The organism is Lampropedia aestuarii (assembly GCF_004803635.1).
Classification (GTDB): domain Bacteria; phylum Pseudomonadota; class Gammaproteobacteria; order Burkholderiales; family Burkholderiaceae_C; genus Lampropedia; species Lampropedia aestuarii.
The window spans coordinates 43246-64040 of sequence record NZ_SSWX01000012.1; the positions used below are offsets into that span (position 1 = coordinate 43246).

General features: G+C 55.4%; 15 protein-coding genes and 1 CRISPR repeat array (1 of these 16 running past the window's edge). Of the genes, 1 reads left to right on the forward strand and 14 read right to left on the reverse strand.

Features of this window, described 5'->3' with window-relative positions; genetic code table 11:
* Nucleotides 1–6: 6 nt before the first annotated feature.
* The 14 genes from mnhG to E8K88_RS10440 form a co-directional block, all read right to left on the reverse strand.
* Nucleotides 7–555: a monovalent cation/H(+) antiporter subunit G gene (gene mnhG, locus E8K88_RS18520; RefSeq protein WP_136406597.1), complete on the reverse strand. Its 549-nt coding sequence runs from the start codon at nt 553–555 to the stop codon at nt 7–9.
* Complete coding sequence (locus tag E8K88_RS10380) at nt 552–833, reverse strand: K+/H+ antiporter subunit F (RefSeq protein ID WP_136406598.1); 282 nt, start codon at nt 831–833, stop codon at nt 552–554. The genes mnhG and E8K88_RS10380 overlap by 4 nt, the downstream gene beginning before the upstream one ends.
* The gene (locus E8K88_RS10385) at nt 830–1336 is read right to left on the reverse strand and encodes a Na+/H+ antiporter subunit E (RefSeq protein ID WP_136406599.1); all 507 of its coding nucleotides are present in this window, start codon (nt 1334–1336) and stop codon (nt 830–832) included. Before E8K88_RS10385 ends, E8K88_RS10380 begins: the two co-directional genes overlap by 4 nt.
* A complete protein-coding gene (locus E8K88_RS10390; RefSeq protein WP_136406600.1) occupies nt 1333–3069 on the reverse strand; it encodes a monovalent cation/H+ antiporter subunit D in 1737 nt (578 codons plus the stop codon). The genes E8K88_RS10385 and E8K88_RS10390 overlap by 4 nt, the downstream gene beginning before the upstream one ends.
* Nucleotides 3066–3431 (reverse strand): Na+/H+ antiporter subunit C, encoded by a 366-nt coding sequence (locus E8K88_RS10395; protein WP_136406601.1) that lies wholly within the window; start codon nt 3429–3431, stop codon nt 3066–3068. The genes E8K88_RS10390 and E8K88_RS10395 overlap by 4 nt, the downstream gene beginning before the upstream one ends.
* A gap of 11 nt (nt 3432–3442) precedes the next feature.
* Entirely contained in the window at nt 3443–6466 is a 3024-nt protein-coding gene (locus tag E8K88_RS10400) for a monovalent cation/H+ antiporter subunit A (protein WP_136406602.1), read from the reverse strand.
* An 826-nt stretch (nt 6467–7292) separates the two neighbouring features.
* Complete coding sequence (gene purU / locus E8K88_RS10405) at nt 7293–8150, reverse strand: formyltetrahydrofolate deformylase (protein WP_136406603.1); 858 nt, start codon at nt 8148–8150, stop codon at nt 7293–7295.
* Between the two features lie 163 nt (nt 8151–8313).
* On the reverse strand, nt 8314–9414 hold the full coding sequence (locus E8K88_RS10410) for a 3-deoxy-7-phosphoheptulonate synthase (RefSeq protein WP_136406604.1): 1101 nt from the start codon (nt 9412–9414) through the stop codon (nt 8314–8316).
* A 205-nt stretch (nt 9415–9619) separates the two neighbouring features.
* Nucleotides 9620–10213, reverse strand: coding sequence for a cytochrome b (locus E8K88_RS10415; protein WP_136406605.1), 594 nt, complete (start codon nt 10211–10213; stop codon nt 9620–9622).
* 129 nt (nt 10214–10342) lie between these two features.
* Nucleotides 10343–11233: a 4-hydroxybenzoate octaprenyltransferase gene (gene ubiA / locus E8K88_RS10420; protein WP_136406606.1), complete on the reverse strand. Its 891-nt coding sequence runs from the start codon at nt 11231–11233 to the stop codon at nt 10343–10345.
* Nucleotides 11234–11305: 72 nt separating this feature from the next.
* Nucleotides 11306–12661 carry an HPP family protein gene (locus E8K88_RS10425; RefSeq protein ID WP_136406607.1) on the reverse strand — a complete coding sequence of 452 codons (1356 nt, stop codon included), beginning with the start codon at nt 12659–12661 and terminating at the stop codon, nt 11306–11308.
* Nucleotides 12662–12751: 90 nt separating this feature from the next.
* On the reverse strand, nt 12752–14926 hold the full coding sequence (dnaG, locus tag E8K88_RS10430) for a DNA primase (RefSeq protein ID WP_136406608.1): 2175 nt from the start codon (nt 14924–14926) through the stop codon (nt 12752–12754).
* Nucleotides 14927–15428: 502 nt separating this feature from the next.
* Nucleotides 15429–16154 carry a DsbC family protein gene (locus E8K88_RS10435; protein ID WP_136406655.1) on the reverse strand — a complete coding sequence of 242 codons (726 nt, stop codon included), beginning with the start codon at nt 16152–16154 and terminating at the stop codon, nt 15429–15431.
* Between the two features lie 233 nt (nt 16155–16387).
* The gene (locus E8K88_RS10440) at nt 16388–17671 is read right to left on the reverse strand and encodes an FAD-dependent monooxygenase (protein ID WP_136406609.1); all 1284 of its coding nucleotides are present in this window, start codon (nt 17669–17671) and stop codon (nt 16388–16390) included.
* Nucleotides 17672–18187: 516 nt separating this feature from the next.
* Between E8K88_RS10440 and E8K88_RS10445 the strand changes: the two genes are divergently transcribed.
* Nucleotides 18188–18586, forward strand: coding sequence for a BLUF domain-containing protein (locus tag E8K88_RS10445; protein WP_136406610.1), 399 nt, complete (start codon nt 18188–18190; stop codon nt 18584–18586).
* A 40-nt stretch (nt 18587–18626) separates the two neighbouring features.
* A CRISPR array of direct repeats spans nt 18627–20795; the repeat unit is 28 nt; unit sequence TTTCTGAGCTGCCTATGCGGCAGGTCAC (it continues 2601 nt past the right edge of the window).

The window sequence follows — 20795 nt, forward strand, 5'->3', positions numbered from 1 at the left end:
TTTGAATTAGGCAGCTTTGCCAGACCCGTCCTTGGCCTCAGGGTCTTGTACTGCACCAATGTCTTCCACCAATTGGTCAAGCTTTTCTTCTTCTGCGTCAGTGGCATTGCTGGCTTGAGTCGGTTTGGCCTGGGGCTTTTCCTGCTCTTCGTCTTGCTCGTCATCGTCTTTCTCGGGCGCCATGCGTGGCACGGCCAATTGCAGCATGTTGACGCTGCGCGGTACATTCTCGCCTTTTTGGCGTGAGCGAAAAAGCGCTGCCCGCATCAGAAAAATCGTCGTCACCGGTGAGGTAATGGCAATAAACAGCCCAAGCAACAAGATATTGATGGCTGGTTTGCCTGTCTGGAACGAGAAGTAAATAATGGTGGCCAGCATCAAGCACCAGACGCCACCAGTAGTGATCAGTGCAGGGGCATGGATTCTGGCGAAAAACGTTTGCAGGCGAAGCACCCCTGAGGCGCCAAGCAGGCTGATCAAGCCACCACAAATGGCAAAAAAAGCCACCAGAATCTCGGCCCACAGCGGCAATAGAAAGGTTGGCGCAGCACTCATTCAATCACCTCCCCACGCAGCAGGAATTTGGCCATTGCGGTACTGCTGACGAAGCCGAGCAGGGCAATGAGCAACGCTGCTTCAAAATAGGCCGTGCTTTCGTAGTACATCGACAGGCTGAGCATCACATACATGCCCAAAACAAATACGCAGTCCAACGCCAGGATGCGGTCTTGCGCCGATGGGCCAATCAGCAAACGAATAATCACCATCAGCATCGAGACGGCCAGCATCGCCAGGGTGATGGGCAGTGCCCAAGCGAGAATTTGTCCATTCATTCGAAAATCTCCATCAAAGGCCGCTCATAGCGCTCTTTCACTGTTTTGATGACTTCATCCTTGTCCACATTGCCATCAAATACGTGCAAGAGCAAGGTGCTGCGATCCATTGACAGCTCTGCCCATGCATTGCCTGGCGTGATCGTGGTGATCACAGCCAGTACGGCCAGGCCATTGGGCTCGCGCATATCCAGCGGGATACGGATAAAAATGGAGATGTCTTCCTTGGTCGCATTGGGTGTGAGCAAAACGCGAATGACCATCCAGTTGGACTTCCAGGCGTCGAGCATGACGGTCCAGGCCAGCTTCACAATGGTGAGAGGATGGCGCACGCGCACATCGCGTGGGCGCAGTGCATCGCTGAAAATTGGAATTGTAAAACCCAGCACTAGCGCCAATAAAAAATTGGCCAGGCTGTAGCTTTGCGTCATGACCATCCATAAGATGATCAGCAGGGCTGACAACAAAGGAGCTGGGAAAATCGTCTTTAGGAGCTTTCTCATGGCTGGACTCCTTCTGCACCAGTCTCAACCGCATCTTGCGCCGCTGCAGGGATCTTTTGCGTTGGGTAGGGCTTGGGCTGGGTTTGCAAGACCGACTGGATGTAGTCGTCGGGTGCATACAAGCCGTTCGCTGTAGTTTGCATATAGCGCATGATGCTATCGGCTTGCACGGTGATGGCCACGCAGGCGCCCAACAAAATCACCAATGGAATGCCTTCTACGACCTTCACCACCGGTGGGGTACGGTCGTGCGAGGCCCAAAAATGCCGAATACCAGCGCGCGAGAATGCGATCAAAGCCAATAAACCTGATGCGATCAGCAGTGCCAGCAAAATCCAGCCATCGGTGCCAGGTGACTGGCCAGATGAGGCGCCCATTCCCAGCGGATTGAGCATGGCCGATAGCATCGCGAATTTGCCAATAAAGCCAGACAGCGGCGGCAGACCAGCAATCAACAAGGTGCATGCCATAAAGGACAAACCTAGCAAGGCCACTGCCGCTGGCATCGCGCGGCCAACCAATGCTTGCTCTTTGTCATCCAGGTTGAATGCGTCGAGCTTGCCTTCGAGGTCGGGCGTGAGAAACGGCGCTTCATCCTCTTCTTCGTAGGGCGCATAGTCCTTGCCTTCATTGCGCCAGCGGTCCATCAGATCCGCCAGCAAGAAGCAGGCACTGACTGCCAGGGTAGAGCTGACCAGATAAAACAGCAGGCCCGCTGTCAGCAGGTTTTGTCCAAAACCCAGTGCTGCCAAAAGGGTGCCCGAAGACACAATCGCGCTATATCCAGCCAAATTGCCCAGCTTTTGCGAGCTGAGTACACCAATCGAGCCCACAGCAATGGTTGCCATGCCTGCATAAGTCAGCCACTGGCCGCCATACAGGGCCGATGCGCCTGCATCGTAGCCAAACAGCAAGGTCCACAAGCGCAAGATCATGTAGACGCCGACCTTGGTCATGATTGCGAACAAGGCTCCTGCCGGGGCCGTAGCCGCGCTATAGGCTTTGGTGAGCCAAAAGTTCATTGGCCACACCGCGGCCTTGATCAAAATGGCGATGGCCAAGATGCCTGCAGCCACGTGCAGCAGGGAGCGGTCTTCAGCAGCGATATTGGGGATGGTGCTGGCCAGGCTCGCCATGTTCAGCGTGCCGGTAATGCCATAGAACATCGAAATGCTGATTAGCAGCAGCGAGGAGGCAAACAGGTTGATCGCAATATAGTGCAGGCCTGCTTGTACCCGTGCGCGGCCCGAGCCATGCAGCAGCAAACCATAGGAGGCTGCCAGCAAAATCTCAATGAACACAAACAGATTGAACAAATCACCTGTCAGGAAGACGCCATTGAGTCCCATGATCTGCAACAAGAACAGCGCATGGAAGTTCACTCCAGCGCGATGCCAATGGGCTACGGAGTAAATCGAACACGCCAAGGCCAGCACAGATGTCAGCAACATCATCAGCGCCGATAAACGGTCCAGCACCAGGACAATGCCAAATTCAGATGGCCAGTTGCCGGTCAGATACACGCCCATGGTGGTGGAGCCATCCTGTTTGTGGCTCCACTGCAGTAAAAAGATCGAGATGCCGAGCAAGACCACGCAAGCAAGCACATTGAGCGTGAGCTTTAGACGCTGTCTTTCTTCGCCAAGAAACAAAATAATCGCAGCAACACCCATGGGCACCAGAATCGGCGCCAGAATCAAATGGGGCATCAGTGAGCTTAACCAGGCGTTCATGAAGCCTCGCCTTTCTCTGCTGCCATGCTGCCGTCAACGTGGTCGGTGCCTGACATGCCGCGCAGTGCCAATAGAACAACCAGGAACAACGCAGTCGTGGCAAAGCCAATCACAATCGCAGTCAGCACAAGGGCTTGTGGCAGTGGGTCAGCGTAATGAATCAAATTGGTCGGAATGTCAGGACGCAGCACAGGCTCTTTGTCAATCGCCAGACCCAGGCGGCCCATCGAAAAGATAAACAAATTCACCGCGTAACTGAGCAGCGCCAAGCCAATAATGACTTGGAATGTACGTGGACGCAGCAGCAGCCATATACCTGCACTGGTTAACACTCCAATGGCAATAGCCAAAACAATCTCCATGCTTTTGACCTTCAAGGTTTAGGGTGGTGGGTGTTGAAACGTGCCACCATTTCATAAGCAGCTTGAATACGCGCCAGACTTGCGGCCTGGAATTTTTTGGCCTCTTTGGCCTCGGTTTCCTCTTCGAGCTTGCGCGCGTGGTAGCGGTGGGCACGGGTTGATTGGTGAGCCAAAGCGGTCAAAATCAGCAAGGTCGAACCAACCACCACGGTGAACACGCCCAAATCAAAGAACATGGCGCTGGCCACATGAATATCACCCAGGTAGGGCAGGGTGAAATGCGCCGTGTGTGTGGTCATGAATGGATAACCCCAGTAGAACGATCCAGCCCCAGCGGCAATCGAGCACACCAGACCAAACGCAATCCAGCGGCGTGGGAACAGCGTGAGGTTGGCCTCAACCCATTGCGTGCCCGAGACGATGTACTGCAGCAGCAAACCGACTGAGAAAATCAGACCTGCGACAAATCCGCCGCCCGGTTCGTTGTGGCCGCGGAAGAAGAAGTACAGCGACACCAGCGTGGTGATTGGCAACAGCAAACGCACCAGTACCGCAGGCACTGTCAAATAACCAATGGCCGTGTCCTTGGCTTGGCGTGGGTTGAACAAGTCGGTAATCAAGTCACCAGGCAGCACCCGCTGCTGCATGGGCAAATCCATGGTTTCACGCGCGGGACGGAAGCGGCGCAGCAAGGCGTAAATCGTCAGGCCCACAATCGCCAGCACCACAATCTCGCCAAAGGTGTCAAAGGCACGGAAGTCCACCAGCATGACGTTGACGACGTTGGTGCCACCGCCCTCGCTTTGCGCCCGCTCTAGGTAGAAGGTCGAGGCGCTTTGGTCAAACGGTCGGCTCAGCATGGCGTATGTGATCAAGGCGATACCAATGCCACCAATCAAGGCAATGACCAAATCGCGTGCGCGGCGTGCCTGAGCAACGTTTTGGTCAATGGCCCATGAGGTCGGGCGAATCGACTTGTCGCGTTGTGGCAACCAGCGCAGGCCCAGCAGCAGCAAAATGGTCGTGACTACTTCCACGGACAGCTGGGTCAGGCCCAAATCAGGTGCAGAGAACCACAAGAAGGTCAGCACCACGCACAGGCCGGTGGCACCCAGCATGATCATCGCAGCCAGCCGGTGGAACTTGGCTTGCCAGGCAGCAGCAATGGCACAAATGGCACCAATGAACCAGATCACGGCAAAGGCGGGCGACAGGGGCTGCACTGGACGGTCACCAATCGTCAAGCCGCCATACCACAGTGGCAGACCGGCAGCGAGGAACGTCATCATGATGACCCAGAACATTTGCCACTGCAGACGGCGTGTTGTCAGGCGCAGGCGGAGTGAACGGCTGCGTCTGGTCAACGAGGCCAGGGTGTAGACAAAAATGCTTTGGCCAGTCAGGGTCCAGCTGAACGCATAGTCCTTGAAGTAATCTCGGCCACGGATGTATTTGGCGACAAAGAAGAACAGGAACGTACCAGTGCCCAGCGCAATGATGCTCATGATCAGCGGCTTGTTGATGCCATGCCAGACCGCCAGGCTGTAGTAAGGCAGATCACCGCCCACCACAGGGGTGGCAGCTGCCGCCAGGAATGGCCCGACAATCACATTGGGCAATACACCCACCAAAATACAGATGACGACCAAGAAGCCAACGGGGACATTCATCCAGATAGGCGGGTCATGCGGTTTTTTCGGCAAGTCTTCGGCTGGTGGTCCAAAGAATACATCGTAGGCAAAGTGCAGCGAATAAATCACGCTGAAAATACCAAAAATCACGGCAATCACTGGCAAGCTCGCCTGGATATAGGCAGGTGCGTGGACCAGTCCGGTCTCAGCAAAGAACATTTCTTTGGACAGGAAGCCATTAAAGAAAGGCACGCCCGCCATGGCAGCGGTCGCCACAATCGCCAGCCAGAATGTCACCGGCATCAGTTTGCGCAAGCCCGATAAACGCCTGATATCACGGGTGCCCGTTTCATGGTCGACAATGCCGACGACCATGAACAGCGAAGCCTTGAACGTCGCATGGTTCATGATGTGAAATACTGCCGCGACTGCTGCGAGTTCGCGGTTCAGGCCAAACATCAGGGTAATCAACCCCAGATGCGAGATCGTTGAATATGCCAGCAGGCCTTTGAGGTCATTTTGGAACATCGCCACAAAAGAGCCAAACAGCAAAGTGACGGCGCCAACACCACCCACAATCCAGAACCATTCATCCGTGCCACTGAGCACTGGCCAGAAGCGGCCGAGAATGAACACACCTGCCTTGACCATCGTGGCAGAGTGCAAATAGGCAGACACCGGCGTAGGTGCAGCCATCGCATTGGGGAGCCAGAAATGGAAAGGGAACTGCGCACTTTTGGTAAACACGCCCAGCAAAATCAACACCAGCACAACTGGGTAGGAGCTGTGGTTGCGAATCTGTGAACCAGCGGCCAGTACATTGTCCAGGTTGTAGCTGCCCACAATATGGCCCAGCATCAGCATGCCGGCGAGCAAACACAGGCCACCCGCCCCGGTGATGGTCAGCGCCATGCGTGCACCGCGACGGGCATCTTTGCGGTGGTGCCAATAACCAATCAGCAAGAAAGAGAAGATGCTGGTCAGTTCCCAGAAGAAGGCCAGCTGAATGATGTTGCCAGACAGCACAACACCGGCCATTGAGCCCATGAATGCTTGCAGAAACGAGAAAAAACGCGGCACAGGATCGTTAGGCGACATGTAATAGCGCGCATACAGCACCACCAGCGCGCCAATGCCATAGACCATCATGGCAAACATCCATGCATAGCCATCTAAGCGAATCGATAAATTCAGTCCAAAAGAGGCGAGCCACGTGAACTCTTCTCGATAGATCTCACCTTGTGCAATCCCGGGGAAGTACAAGGCCAATTGAACCGCGCCAAACAGGGCAATTGCACCTGCCAGCGTGGATTCAAGGTTTCGCGCATTTGACGGAAGTGCGCTGGCAATCAAGCTGCCAATAAATGGCAGTAAAACAATGGTGCTAAGTGCGACTGGATCCATGCGATAAATTTTATGGTGAATGTGTTTTTGAATCGAGTGAAAACCCCAGCAAACTCACTTTAATTTCAAAGACTTGAGGCGACCATTGCTTGGTATTTTTAATGTCAACTTTGGTTAAAATTTATAAAAAACAATAAGTTGCATCAATATCCTCTGAGAATTCATCGAATCATTCTTGCGGTGATTCTATATTTTATTTTTCGCTATAAATCCGTTAAATGTCGATAAAAAGTATTCTTTTTTTTCTAAATTGAACCATCATCGGCTAAATTGATATTTTAAAAAATTCGATGTGTGTTGCTAAAAATTTTTTTCTTGAATTTTCGCAAATTTTGTGTGTTGCTGTCGATTGATGGCTAATTGGTGTCTTTTGCCGGTTGATAGATGAAGATGTGGTTTTGCAAGCATGCACAATTGGGCTGTTACAAACCCGTTGAAGGTTGAATGTCTGCAATCCGTGCATGGGCTTTGGGCCGTTATCGTCGGGTAGCTATCGTCCAATGCACGGGCGACTGCCAGGTACCAATAATTGCTTGGGCCTGCTGTTGGGGACGGCTCGTCGCGGCATCGCTCGTGCCTTATGCGGCGGCTGTGGGTGGCCGCGCTTGTCCTGGTTGGCCAGCAACGTAGTCGCATGTCCATGTGCAGCGTGCGACGGCTGGGCTAGGTTATGTGTGCAGGGGTGCAACGCAAAAAAACGCTGCAAAAGCCAGGTTGCAGCGTTTTTGGTGTTTAAGCTGCGCCAGCAGAAGTGGCGCAGCGTGCAGGCTCAGCGGCCGATCCGCTCAAGCTTCTTTACCTGGCGCGTGTATTGCGCGCCTGGGGGTTAACGGAATACGACCGTTTTGTGGCCGTTGATCAAAATGCGGTGCTCGCTGTGCCATTTGACGGCGCGGGCCAGAACCTGGCTTTCGGTATCGCGGCCGCGGGCGGTCAAATCGTCCACCGTGTCGGTGTGGAAGGCGCGCGCCACATCCTGTTCAATGATTGGGCCTTCATCCAAATCGGCTGTGACATAGTGCGCAGTAGCGCCAATCAGCTTCACGCCACGGTCATGTGCCTGGTAGTAAGGCTTGGCGCCTTTGAAACTAGGCAGGAAGCTGTGGTGGATATTGATGGCCTTGCCGCTGAGTTTCTGGCTCAGATCATCCGAGAGAATTTGCATGTAGCGTGCAAGAACCACGAGTTCGGCTTGCTCGGCCTGGATAATTTCGTATTGCCGCGCCTCTGCCTGTGCCTTGGTCGCTGCCGTCATCGGAATATGGTGAAACGGCACGTTGTAGCTGGCCGCTAATTGGTAGAAATCGCGGTGGTTGCTGATAATGGCGCGGATATCAATGGGCAGCAAGCCGCTTTTCCAGCGAAACAGCAAATCGTTGAGGCAATGGCCTTCGCGGCTGACAAACACCACGGTGGGGACTTTTTTGGCTGCATCGTGCAAACTCCACTGCATGTTCAGCGGCGGTGCAAACTCAGCCAAGGCGGCTTGTAAAGCAGACAGACTCTGATCGGCAGCAGAGAATTGCACGCGCATGAAAAACAAGCCCGTGGTCTGGTCATTGAATTGCGCTGCCTCTTCGATGTTGCCGCCATTGTCAAGCAAAAAGCCGGAAACAGCATGCACCAGCCCTTTGCGATCAGGGCAGGACAGGGTCAGAATAAAAGTGGTAGGTGCTGGATTCATAAGGGGCCGTATTGTCGCACTGATTCAGTCCTGGTGCTGGTGCGCAATGCGTGCAAGCCACCTGACAGATTCAGAGAGAGGAGCGAAATAGAGGGTTAGGCGCCAAACAAAGCCGGCTCAGCGTAGCGACCCGGCTTTGCTTTGGGGCAGTTGCAGTGGCCTGTTATTGGCCACGACGTGTGCGCACCGCCTGCGCCAAGGTTTGTAAGATAGGCTCAGTCTGCGCATAGCTGATGCAGGCATCCGTCACGGAGATGCCGTAGGCCAAAGGCTGGCCTTGCACATGGTCTTGCCTGCCTTCATGGAGATGGCTCTCGATCATGATGCCAGTAATGCGTTTGTCGCCAGCTGCAATTTGTTGGGCGACATTGTGCGAGACTTCAATTTGCTTGAGGTGTTGTTTGCTGCTGTTGGCGTGTGAAACATCAATCATCACTTGCGGGCGCAACTGCGACTTCTCCAGCAACTGGCAAGCGGCCTCAACATCTGCTGCACTGTAATTGGGCGCTTTGCCACCGCGCAAAATCACATGGCAATTGCGGTTGCCAGCGGTTTCAAAAATGGCAGCTTGGCCCATTTTGGTCATGCCCATGAAGGCGTGCGGTGAACTTGCGGCCAAAATTGCATCGCTGGCGACTTTCAAACCTCCATCAGTGCCGTTTTTAAAGCCGACTGGGCAAGACAGACCGCTGGCGAGTTGGCGGTGGCTTTGGCTCTCAGTCGTGCGAGCGCCAATGGCGCCCCAACTCACCAGATCGCTGATGAATTGTGGCGACAACAAATCCAAAAACTCAGTGCCAATTGGCAGGCCCAATTCCAGGATCTCAAGGAGCAGCTCACGCGCTTTTTCAAGTCCCTCATTCATGGCAAAGCTGCCATCCATGCGGGGGTCGTTGATATAGCCTTTCCAGCCAATGGTTGTGCGCGGCTTTTCAAAATACACACGCATCACCACCAATAAGTCGTCTTTCAATGCCACTGCCGACTCACGCAACAGGCGGGCATAAGCCATCGCTTGCTGGTGGTCGTGGATAGAGCACGGGCCAACGACCACGATCAGGCGGTCGTCGCGTCCGTGCAATACATCGGCAATTTGCGCACGGCTGGTCTCCACCAGATTCAGGGCCGCAGCCGGTGCTGGCAGCCATTCTTGCAGCAGCGCAGGGGTTATTAAAGGGCGAATCGCTTTGATTGAGCGGTCATCGACCCGTTTGGCTTCTTCCTGGTTGATTGGGGTGGCTTGGCGCGGTTTTGAGGTGGTCATGATTGAAAAAGGACGAAAGCGCACCATCAGCGTGCGTCTACAACAGCAGAATCAAACAGTATAGAAGCTTGGCAGGCACTGCGACGCCTTCAGCGCCCAATTGTGTGCTTTTGGCGTCGCATTCAAGGGCTATCTCAGCACCTGAAGCAGCTTAGAGCCTGTTCATCATCGCCAGGCGGTTGCCACGAGGTGATGAATAGGTTCTTTAACGCGGTGTACCCAGCATTTTGTTGAGTGTGGCATCGCGCCAGATCCATTGATGCACAATGACCATCGTGATATGGCCGACAATCAACAGCAACAGCATCCAGCCAAGCAGGCCATGGACGCTCATGCCGGTGCTCTCGCGGGTGATGTTGATGAAATGCAAGATCTCTGGCCGTGCTTGACCGGGGCTGACAATAGGAATGGCATGCAGAAACGCAAAGCCACGCCCATTGGCCCAGGCTCTTACAAGAGCAGTCAGTGGCACGAGCAGCATCAAGACATACAGGCCAAAATGCCCGAAAATCGCGCAACGTGCGATAAAGCCCGTGCCATGCGATGGTCGTCTGCGCATATTACAAAAAGCCCATAAGGCCCGCACAACCATCAATACCATCAGGATAAAACCAACCTCGGGGTGCGTGTGAATGATCCATGAGTCACGGGGATTCAAGCCGAATGCGATCTTCACAATCATGCCCATGAATTGCCAAAAGAACAGCAGAGCCATTGCCCAATGCAGCACTCTGCTGATGCGACCGTAAGATCGAGGGCCGTCTAGCCAAGGATTGGAGGTGGCATTATTGGCAGGCATCGCTTGAATTCAATGTGGGGGGTGAGCCAGCAGTGTTGTTTGCTGGTTTTGTCCATTGCGCTGCGAGGGCGACAAAGTGGGCTGCGCGCATGTTTACCTCGTAAACAGGTTCTCAGCAATGGCGCTGGCTTAGCGCTGAAGCAGCAGTGACACCACAATGCCCAGAAACAGTGTGAAGCCCAGCCAGTGATTTTGGGTAAAGGCGCGAAAACAGGTGTCGCGCTCGCGGTGACGAATCAGGCGCCAGTGCCAGACAACCTGCAGCGCGCCGACTGCAAGTGCTGCATACCATGGCCAGCCCAGTTCTTCACCAGACAAGGCCCATGCCCAGCAGAGCAAGAACAAGGCATAAAAACTGGTCACTCCTGCCACATCCCAGCGCCCCAGCGTAATGGCCGAGGTTTTCATGCCGATTTTCAGATCGTCATCACGGTCAACCATCGCATATTCAGTGTCATAGGCCAGCACCCAGAATAAATTGCCCAGCAGCAGCCACCAGGCTTGTGGCGGGATCTGCTCGCGCACCGCGGTATAGGCCATCACGATGCCTACGCTAAAGGCTACCCCCAGTACAGCCTGTGGCATCGACACATGGCGCTTGGCAAAGGGGTAGATCAGCGTGATCAAAACAGCAAACACAGAGACATAGACCGTCATCGCGTTGGTGCTTAGAACCAGTCCGAATGAGACCAGCGTCAGCACCAGCCCAACCAGCAAGGCCTCTTTAACGCCCACACGCCCAGTGGTGACGGGGCGATTGACGGTGCGTTTGACATGGCGGTCAAAGTCGCGGTCGGCCACATCGTTGATGCAGCAGCCTGCGCTGCGCATCAAGACTGTGCCCAACACAAATACCACCAGCAAATGCCAGCCTGGAAAGCCGTCAGCGGCAATCCACAGCGCTGAAAGCGTTGGCCAAAGCAGCAGCAACCACCCAGCCGGTCGACTCCAGCGAATCAAATCCAGGTAGTTGTGCAGGCGCTGGCTAACAGTTGGGGGAGTGGGGGAGAGCATTTCCATGGGGGCTAAGCAAGCAATAAACCAGGTCGGCGCAAAACGCAGCTGCGCAGCAGAGAAATAGCGGTGGACAACTCACGTTCCATTGCTAGACGGGGCTGCGCCTGGTGTGGGCAAGGCGCGGTCTAGGGCGCGCAGCAAATCAGTCTGGGTGATGATACCTTGCAAACACTGCTTTTCATCGACTACGGGAATCAGATAGCGCCCACCCTGGCTAAGAATCGGAATAATTTCCATCAACGCCTGCTGTGGACGGGCGATCACCAGCGAGGGCACCATTACATCACGCACCAAGCGCGGCTGCGCTGGCTGCTGCGGGTTTGCAGCCGATGCCTCAGCGTGTTCGGCAGGCGCTGACTCTGCTGCGTCTGTCGCAACAGGCACTGGCATGGTTTGTGTGTCGGCCGAGGCATTGGGTTTCTTAAAGCGAGCCAGTCCCACCAGGCGCCATAGGCGCTGCCCCCAAGCAGGCTCGACTTTGTCTGGCGCAGCGTCGGGCAGTGGTGCTGCGTCTGCTTGAGCAGCAGCTGCATTTTTTGCTGCGATGGCATTGAGTACATCAAACCACTGGTTCAGGCCCACTGCACCAAGCAGGCGGTTGTCCTCATCGACTACAGGCAGTTCACGGTGCTTATTGCTGCCCAGCAAAACACGCAAATCGTCCAGCGGCGCGTTGGCAGGCGCAGACTGCACCTGGGTAGTCATCACATCGGCACAGCGCAAATCACCCAAATGGCGCTGGTAAGCCGCGCCGCTGGCGACCTTGAGCAGGGAGGTTAAATCATCTCGGCTAATGGCCAGCACTTCGTTGTAGCGGGCCAAGGCCTTGTCCACATCAGATGGTGATACCTCGCCCCGGTCCTCTTCTGCGCCGCTTGAAGCACTGGAGATTTGGCGGTAAGGGTAGCGCCGCCCAGTCAGGCGGTTGTACACAGTCCCCACCAGCACCAGTACCAGCAAATTAAAACCCAGCGGGAACAGCAGTACCTCGGGCGCTTGTACATGCTTGAGCACCATGTACAAAGCCACCGCAGTGGCGGGTGGATGGACGGCGCGCAGCTGCATCATTGCCAGCACCGACAAGGGCACGGCAATACTCACGGCCAGCACCGTATTGCCTATCAGGTAGGCGCAGGCCATGCCAATTGCCCCAGCACTGAGGTTGCCGACCAGAATGGCCCAAGGTTGCGCCAAGGGACTGGAGGGCAGCGCAAACAGCAAAAAAGCAGTGGCGCTGATCGATGCACCTTGCCAAAAAAGCTCCAACTGTTCGTGCGCGACCCATTGGCTGATCAAAGCCGTCAGCCCAATTGACAAGCCTATGCCCAGCATAATGCGCCCGCACTCTAGCAGCGTAATGCCCGGTGAGGCGGGACTGAGGTCTATCAGCAATTGTTTCCAGGTGCTGGTGCGGGGCTGGCGGTCTGGCATGGTGGACTGCGCGCCTGTTCAGCTCAAATGGATTGAGGCAGCGGGCGCTGGGTTGAGTAAGTGGATGGGTGGGTGAATGGGTCTAGGTTATTATTTCAGTTGCGCCATATGGCTGGTCAAGCGGCGCAATTTGGCGCCTGCTTGGCTATCAGTCTCGTAGCTTTGCGTGACCTCGTCAATTTCCAGTTTCAGCTGGCGAATCATGATGTGTTTGAGCACATTGCGAAATTCGTCCTGGTAATCGGCTTGGGGGTGCGAGGCAATCGCCTCAATGTGGGGCAACAAGCGCTTGATTGGGCCGGGTAGTGCGGCCAGCAGCACCGTTTTGAGATCTGGCCAGGCCTGCGCGCCGTGCTGCTGGTAATGGTCATCCACCCAGCCAAACAGCACTCCGTCAGGAGCGGGCAGGCGGCACAGCAGGGTGATGTCTTGCTCGCCCAGCGTCTCCAACAGCGGCATATGGGCCAGCAAAATGCAGGCGGCGTGCTCTTCACGGCGCAGCGGGCGTTGGCGCAACGGACCACGTGCGGTGGTCAAGAAACCATCGCCTTGCTTGCCATGGCGTGAGAATTTGCCACCATCCCTGGCCGATTTCCAGTCTCCGCCTTTGTTCCAGCTCCGCTTTGGCTCTGCCGGGGCTTTGAACATCGATTCAGGCAGCATCTCAAAACCTGCCTCGTGGCTGGTGTGGCCGCCGTAGGCTTGGCCATGCTCTGGCAGTTCGGGGGCTGCGCCAGCTCCTATCCAAGGCTCCATCAGCACCGAATCGTCCATATTGGCTGGTGGCATATAGGCGTCTTGCGCCCAATAAGACGGGTCATTGGGCAGTGCCTGCGGCCCGGCGACGGCCTCATAGCCATCGGCATGCTCAGGCATGGGCGCACTGTTGAAAGGGGGGGGAGAAGCGGTGCTGATAGCGCGACTTTCAACCGCACTGTGTTGCGCGCGGCTGGGGCGTGCCTGGGCGCCAAGTGCTTCCCACAGTGCTTGCATGTCCTGACGCGCCATTTGTGCCACACGGGCAATCTCATCGAGCATTTGCAACTTCAGCGCGCCCGTTGGCAATTGAGCCCACAATGGCCGCGCCTGGTGGGCCATGCGTGCCCGGCCTTCAGGCGTGGCCAGATTGCAGTCCTGGCTGGCTACTTGCAGCAGGTACTGGCTCAGCGGCAAGGCCAACTCGACCTGCTCGGCAAAAGCCTGCTCGCCACGCTCACGGATAAAACTGTCTGGATCATGCTCTTTGGGCAAGAACAGGAACTGGATGCGCCGCGTATCGGTGGCAAACGCCAGAGCGATTTCCAGCGCTTTGGCAGCTGCTTTGCGGCCGGCGTTGTCGCCATCGAAAGAGAAAATAATGTGTTCGGTATGGCGCAGCAGCAATTGCAGGTGGTGCTCGGTACAAGCGGTGCCCAGGCTGGCCACTGCGTTGGCAAAGCCCCATTGCGCCAAGGCCACCACGTCCATATAGCCCTCGCAGACCAAGGCATACCCCTTGCTGCGAATCGCCTGGCGGGCCTCGAACAGGCCATACAACTCGCGGCCTTTATGAAAAATCGGCGTTTCAGGCGAGTTGAGGTATTTGGGCTGGCCATTGCCCATGATGCGGCCACCAAAACCAATGCACTCACCGCGCGCATTGCGAATTGGAAACATCAGCCTGTCACGGAAACGGTCGTAACGGCGGCCGGTTTCTTCTTTATAAATGACCAGCCCGGCATCTTCCAGCGCTGGATCGGCGTAGTCTGCAAACACGGCTGCCAGTGCATGCTCGCTCGCCGGTGCGTAGCCAAGCTGAAAGCGCGCGGCGATCTCGCCACTGACACCACGGCCCTTCAAATACAAAATCGCCTCTGATGCGCGCTTCAAGTGTTCTTTATAGGCCTTGGCCGCTTGGGCGTTGAAATCGGCCAGGGTTTTTTTCTCTTCTTTGCGCTGCTGACGCTCGGCCGCCTGGGCTGGCGAGACCTTGTCTTGCGGCACCTGCATGCCTGCCATTTGGGCCAGATCCTTGACCGCATCGATGAAGCCCACGCCTGTGAACTCCATCAGAAAGCCAATCGCATTACCGTGTTTTCCGCACCCAAAGCAGTGGAAGAACTGCTTGCTTGGGCTGACTGTGAATGAAGGCGACTTTTCCTCATGAAAAGGGCATAGCCCCATCAAGTTCACCCCGCCTTTTTTGAGGGTGACATAACGACCAACCACATCCGCGATGTCTACGCGTTCGGTCAGTTCATCCAGGAAACTTTGAGGAATGGCCACAGTTCAGGCTTGCTACTAGTGTGTGAGGGAATGCAGGTGACTGGTCAGACAACGCAGCAAGCAGTGCCGGTGTTGACGTCAGGCGTTGGCATGGACAGCAGCGCACAGGGGAGCGCAGCGCCTGATGCCATTATCCAACTTTCAACGACTTGCTGCGCTATTGGGCATGCAGAGCACGCACCGGCCAATGTGCGAGGCTGCACAGCAGCCAGCGCAAGCCATGCGCAGCCGCTATTGGTGGGCTTGGTGTAAGAGCCTTATTCGATCTTTTAGCAGATCGCGTTGAAGCCCAAAAGGGTGCAATGCGCGGCAACAGGCGCTTTGCACGGCCTCTTTTTATGCCTTGTGCGACTGCGAAAAGATCGTAAACAGGCTCTAAGAGTACAAAGTTCTTCAGAGCGCGGTTATCGCGCCAGAGCTTGTGCCATCTGCATGCTGAGTTTTGATCAAGGGTGCAGAGCAAAAAGCATGGCCATGCGCAGCTTCAACGCAGCAGGGCGAATTAAGAGCCTTTGGAGCTTGCTGCAATCGCTTGCAGTTTCTGCTCAACTTGCGGTGCCTCAATCGCGCCAGGAACGCGGGTATTGTCTTCAAACACAATCGTTGGTGTGCCAGTGATTTTGTAATTGCGGCCGAACGCCACATTGCGCTGTATGGCATCTACGTTATCACAAGCGTCCAGTTTGGCCGGTGTTTTGCCATCGAGCATCCAGGCATCCCAAGTCTCTTGAGGCTTGGCTGAGCACCAGATGTTGCGCGATTTTTCAACCGAGTCCTGGCCCAGGATGGGGTAGAGAAACACGTGGATGGTAACGTTGTCGACCGCCAGCATGTTCTTTTCAAAGCGCTTGCAGTAACCGCAGTTCGGGTCTTCAAAAATAGCCATTTTGCGGCTGCCATCGCCGCGCACAATGGTGAAGGCGTCATCGATTGGTAACTCGCTGAAGTTGATCGCGGTCAACTCATTGATGCGCTTCTCAGTCAGGTTCTGCGCGTTCTTGGTGTCAAACAACTCGCCGCTGATCAAAAAATCGCCAGTGGCGGTGGTGTAGAACACATTCGTGCCATGGCGCACTTCAAACAAACCGTCCATGGGCGTGGCTCTGATTTCTTCAATGCCAGCCAATTGCGGCACGCGCTGCTCCAGCGTGCTGCGAATGGTTTTGGCTTGCGCATCAGACACTGGTTTGGCGTCCTGGGCAACAACCACCGCAGTGGCAGCGGCCATGCCGGCTACCAAGGCCAGCTTGGCCGTACATTGGGTCAGGGTTGTCAGAGAGAAAGGTGCGTCAAAGCGGATCATAAAAACCTGAATAAATAGTGAACGAGAAACGTGGCCGTGCCAGAAGCGCTGCCTTAAGCATCATTGCCCATTGCAGCGCTTGCCTTGCGCCAACGTCAAAATGTGGCAAGCAGCCTGCGAAGCTGCCTGAAGTTAAAACAGTTTGACATTCCTGTATCTTAAAGGTTCATTGCCTGGCGAACCAACCAATCCTTGAGAGGGCCACTTGACGAAACACCGCGCATGCCCCAATTGCGCAAGGACTGCAGCAGCGGCAAGTCCTGCCAGAACAGCCACTGCAGGCTGTCGGTGGCAAACGCAAACGGCAGCATCGCAGCCTTGCGCTCGCGTTCGTATTGGCGCAGCACGCGCAAATCGTGAACTGGCCGCCAGTTGGGTTGCTCCAGCAACAAGTGACTCAGCGTTGCCACATCGCCCAAGCCCAAGTTCAGACCAGAGCCGGACAATGGGTGAATGGTATGTGCGGCATCGCCTAGCAAAACCCAGCTGCCAGGCCCTTGCGCTGCATGGGCAGCATCATGCGTGGCGCGGTTTTTGGCGGGGGCTGGAGATGCCGAAGCTTTTGCAACTGTCTCAGCCTGAGCCATCGTGCCGCACCAATGCGTGGCCTGGCTTAGTCGCAGTGGCCAGCGGGCCCGGCTGCCAATGAGCGACAGAGACACAACGCCCGGCTGTGCATATTGGTTTGCTGAGTCGTTGCTAGAACCATTGACGATGGCTTCTAACTCATGCGCAAAGGCGCTATCGCTGAGCGCACTCAAACGGCCCGCTTGCTCACAACTGGTAGACCACACGACCGCGTACTCGTCACCGGCTGCACCGCCCAGTGGCAGCAAGGCCACAATGTGCGGCCCGCTAAACCATTGCCAGGCGCAGCCTCCATGGGGCTGGCTGGCTTTGACGCGCGTGGCAATGGCCTGCTGCGGGTAATCGTGGCCATGCGATGCAATGCCCAAGGCATCGCGGCTGGCACTGAATTTGCCCTCGCAAATGGCCGTCAAACGTGCAGGCACAGGCGCTGTGACAATCTCCACTGTGCTTTGAAACCGCAGTGCAGTTTGTAAAACATCTTCCAGTGCGGGCACATCAACAATCCAGGCCAAGGCCTGGACATCAGTGGTTGCGAGCGCATCCAAGCCTGCGCCAGGTTGACTGGCTTGAGCGGCATCAAAATCAACGCGGCCAGTGGTATCGCCATGCACCTCCATGCGCTGCACCGCCGTAATGGCTGAATCATCTGGCCAACAGCGCAGGCTCTCCAGCAATTGACGGGAGGCGTGGTTCAACGCATACGCGCGAATATCGCGCGGCGACTGCTCGCTGCCACCCGCGCCCGAATCCACGAGCGCGACCCGCAGCTTGGCTTGCCCAAGCTTTAAAGCCAAAGCACGGCCGACAATTCCTGCGCCACGAATGCAAACATCAAAATTGGTTTTCGACATGGGATGGATTGTAGAGTAGGGCCGGACCTGTTGATGGGGCAAAAACAGCGATATGGCATTCTTTGGAACTCTTTGGGACAGTAACGCAAGGAAAATTACCAAGACCTGAACGTGCCTTGGCTGCAGTTAGCTCCATTTGTAAAAGCGGTGTGCGAGAACAGGCGCTAAGCGTCAGCAGCATCGGCCACGGTGAGGCTATGTCCAAGGAGTTGCTTGAGACCGTACAAGCTGAATCCTTCTGGGTTGCATTTTGCGTTCATCTGGCTTCCCAGAATAACTGAAATAGGAGGCTGAAAACCATTTGTAAAACCTTGGCCGATTTCACAATGTTGTTGCAATGTTGTTGGTTATCTAGCATACCTGCATGCAGTCAATGCAGATGTTACATTGGCATGACACCCACTTGGACGCGATTCAATCCATAATGGAAAAATGATTTTATGTCTATGCTTTCCATACAAGCTAGAAACCAGGCGCCGCCTGGCTTGCACTACGTAAGATCAATCGAAAGCCTACGTGACCCAAACTCTGCACCGCTTTTTCTACCACAGCCAACTCGCCGATAGTTACGGTGCTGTATGTGTCAGTGACATCATCAAGACAGCGCGCCTATTCAACGCGACACATGGCATAACAGGGGTGCTTGTTTTCGATGGCACACGCTTTTGCCAGTATTTTGAAGGGCCAGAAACTGCGGTGCGCCACCTCATCGCCAGCATCCAAAAAGACCCACGCCACACCGCATTCACGCCCTTGCTGGATGCCCCACTGACAGGGCCGCGCGTATACGAAGGTTGGGTCATGGCCTACTGCTTGTTGGAGGGCATGCCCTTCATTGAGGCCCTGCTGCAGAAAACTCCGCAAGAAGCACTGGAGTTTCTGCATGCGTCACGCAATATGCTCGATATGGCCTGATGAGGCTATCCAGCAAGCTGGCCAGTGCGTTGTTTTGGTGATTTTGAGCTGCCTATGCGGCAGGTCACCCGTGGCTAGACGTACCAATACAAGCGGAGACTTTCTTAGCTGCCTATGCGGCAGGTCACATGCCATCCAAGATAAACCCAGAAGTGGTGATTTTCTGAGCTGCCTATGCGGCAGGTCACGATCCAGATGACCCAAATGCCGCCGAGGTGCTTTTCTGAGCTGCCTATGCGGCAGGTCACGTCGCTTCCACTCGCCCGCGCTGCTGCTTGTCTTTCTGAGCTGCCTATGCGGCAGGTCACGCGCTTTATACAGAAGAAGGCGGCATTTTGTTTTTCTGAGCTGCCTATGCGGCAGGTCACCTTGCGCTCATTGGCATCCACCAGCACCTGACTTTCTGAGCTGCCTATGCGGCAGGTCACTCGGCCACGCCCTTGGTCATCGCCTGGTAAATTTTCTGAGCTGCCTATGCGGCAGGTCACTTTCCCAGCTTGTGGGCGCGCGCCAATCTTCTTTTCTGAGCTGCCTATGCGGCAGGTCACGCCCGAGCCAGTGCGCCCCAGGGAGTGCCGGATTTCTGAGCTGCCTATGCGGCAGGTCACATTCGCCACACCGCGCAGCCATTGCGCAGGAGTTTCTGAGCTGCCTATGCGGCAGGTCACCCATGTACCAGACCTCCCTCTCAATTCAAAAATTTCTGAGCTGCCTATGCGGCAGGTCACATCGGCGACCTGATGCTATGTGTATTGGTAACTTTCTGAGCTGCCTATGCGGCAGGTCACAAGTTTCACAGTTACGCTTTGATGTTGGGTAATTTCTGAGCTGCCTATGCGGCAGGTCACCTGCCCGACTGCGCAATGAGTTCAGACATTGCTTTCTGAGCTGCCTATGCGGCAGGTCACTCATTTCCGCGCCAATGTTCTTGAATTTCTCATTTCTGAGCTGCCTATGCGGCAGGTCACACTGACCACCTTTTGAGCCACTGAACTGCCAATTTCTGAGCTGCCTATGCGGCAGGTCACGAATTAACCCCACAAAATCCACCCTGCCCCAATTTCTGAGCTGCCTATGCGGCAGGTCACGCATAAAAGCGATTGCACTTGCGTCTGTCTCATTTCTGAGCTGCCTATGCGGCAGGTCACACATTGCAAATCACCTACGCCCCAGCGGCTGATTTCTGAGCTGCCTATGCGGCAGGTCACTTGGTAGTCCACAGTGCCCGATGCATCCCCCATTTCTGAGCTGCCTATGCGGCAGGTCACTGTTGGCTATGCGCTCATGACTCGCGAGGGATTTTCTGAGCTGCCTATGCGGCAGGTCACAATGGCTTTAACGGTGGCTCTGGTTTTGTGGATTTCTGAGCTGCCTATGCGGCAGGTCACCATAGGATTCAGACCAGGCATAAGTCACATCATTTCTGAGCTGCCTATGCGGCAGGTCACGAATAAAGCTTTTGATCAACTTACGAGTCTCTTTTCTGAGCTGCCTATGCGGCAGGTCACTTTAAACCTGAAGCCATCACGGGGGCCATGCCTTTCTGAGCTGCCTATGCGGCAGGTCACGCAAGAGGCCATTGGCGCTGGCGGGGTGACGGTTTCTGAGCTGCCTATGCGGCAGGTCACGTCGAGGCTGAAGCATTCCGCGCACTGAAGTGTTTCTGAGCTGCCTATGCGGCAGGTCACCGGGAAGCTGCGGAGCGGGAAATATTCCACCATTTCTGAGCTGCCTATGCGGCAGGTCACCTCTACGATGCGCGTACACCCTTCTGGCCAGCTTTCTGAGCTGCCTATGCGGCAGGTCACGCTACCCGGTAGCGGTGTCGTTGATGTGCTGCTTTCTGAGCTGCCTATGCGGCAGGTCACCTCTACGATGCGCGTACACCCTTCTGGCCAGCTTTCTGAGCTGCCTATGCGGCAGGTCACGCCAGGACTCTCGGCAGTACGTGGGGAATTGTTTCTGAGCTGCCTATGCGGCAGGTCACAGAGTATTGGTGTTCAGCCATATAGCCTCCTATTTCTGAGCTGCCTATGCGGCAGGTCACACAATGGCTTTGCCTGCATCCCATATCCAGCAATTTCTGAGCTGCCTATGCGGCAGGTCACGCCTGCGATGCTCAGCGAGCTCTTTGATGTGATTTCTGAGCTGCCTATGCGGCAGGTCACCTGCCAGGACACGCTGACAACACTGCACGCTTTTTCTGAGC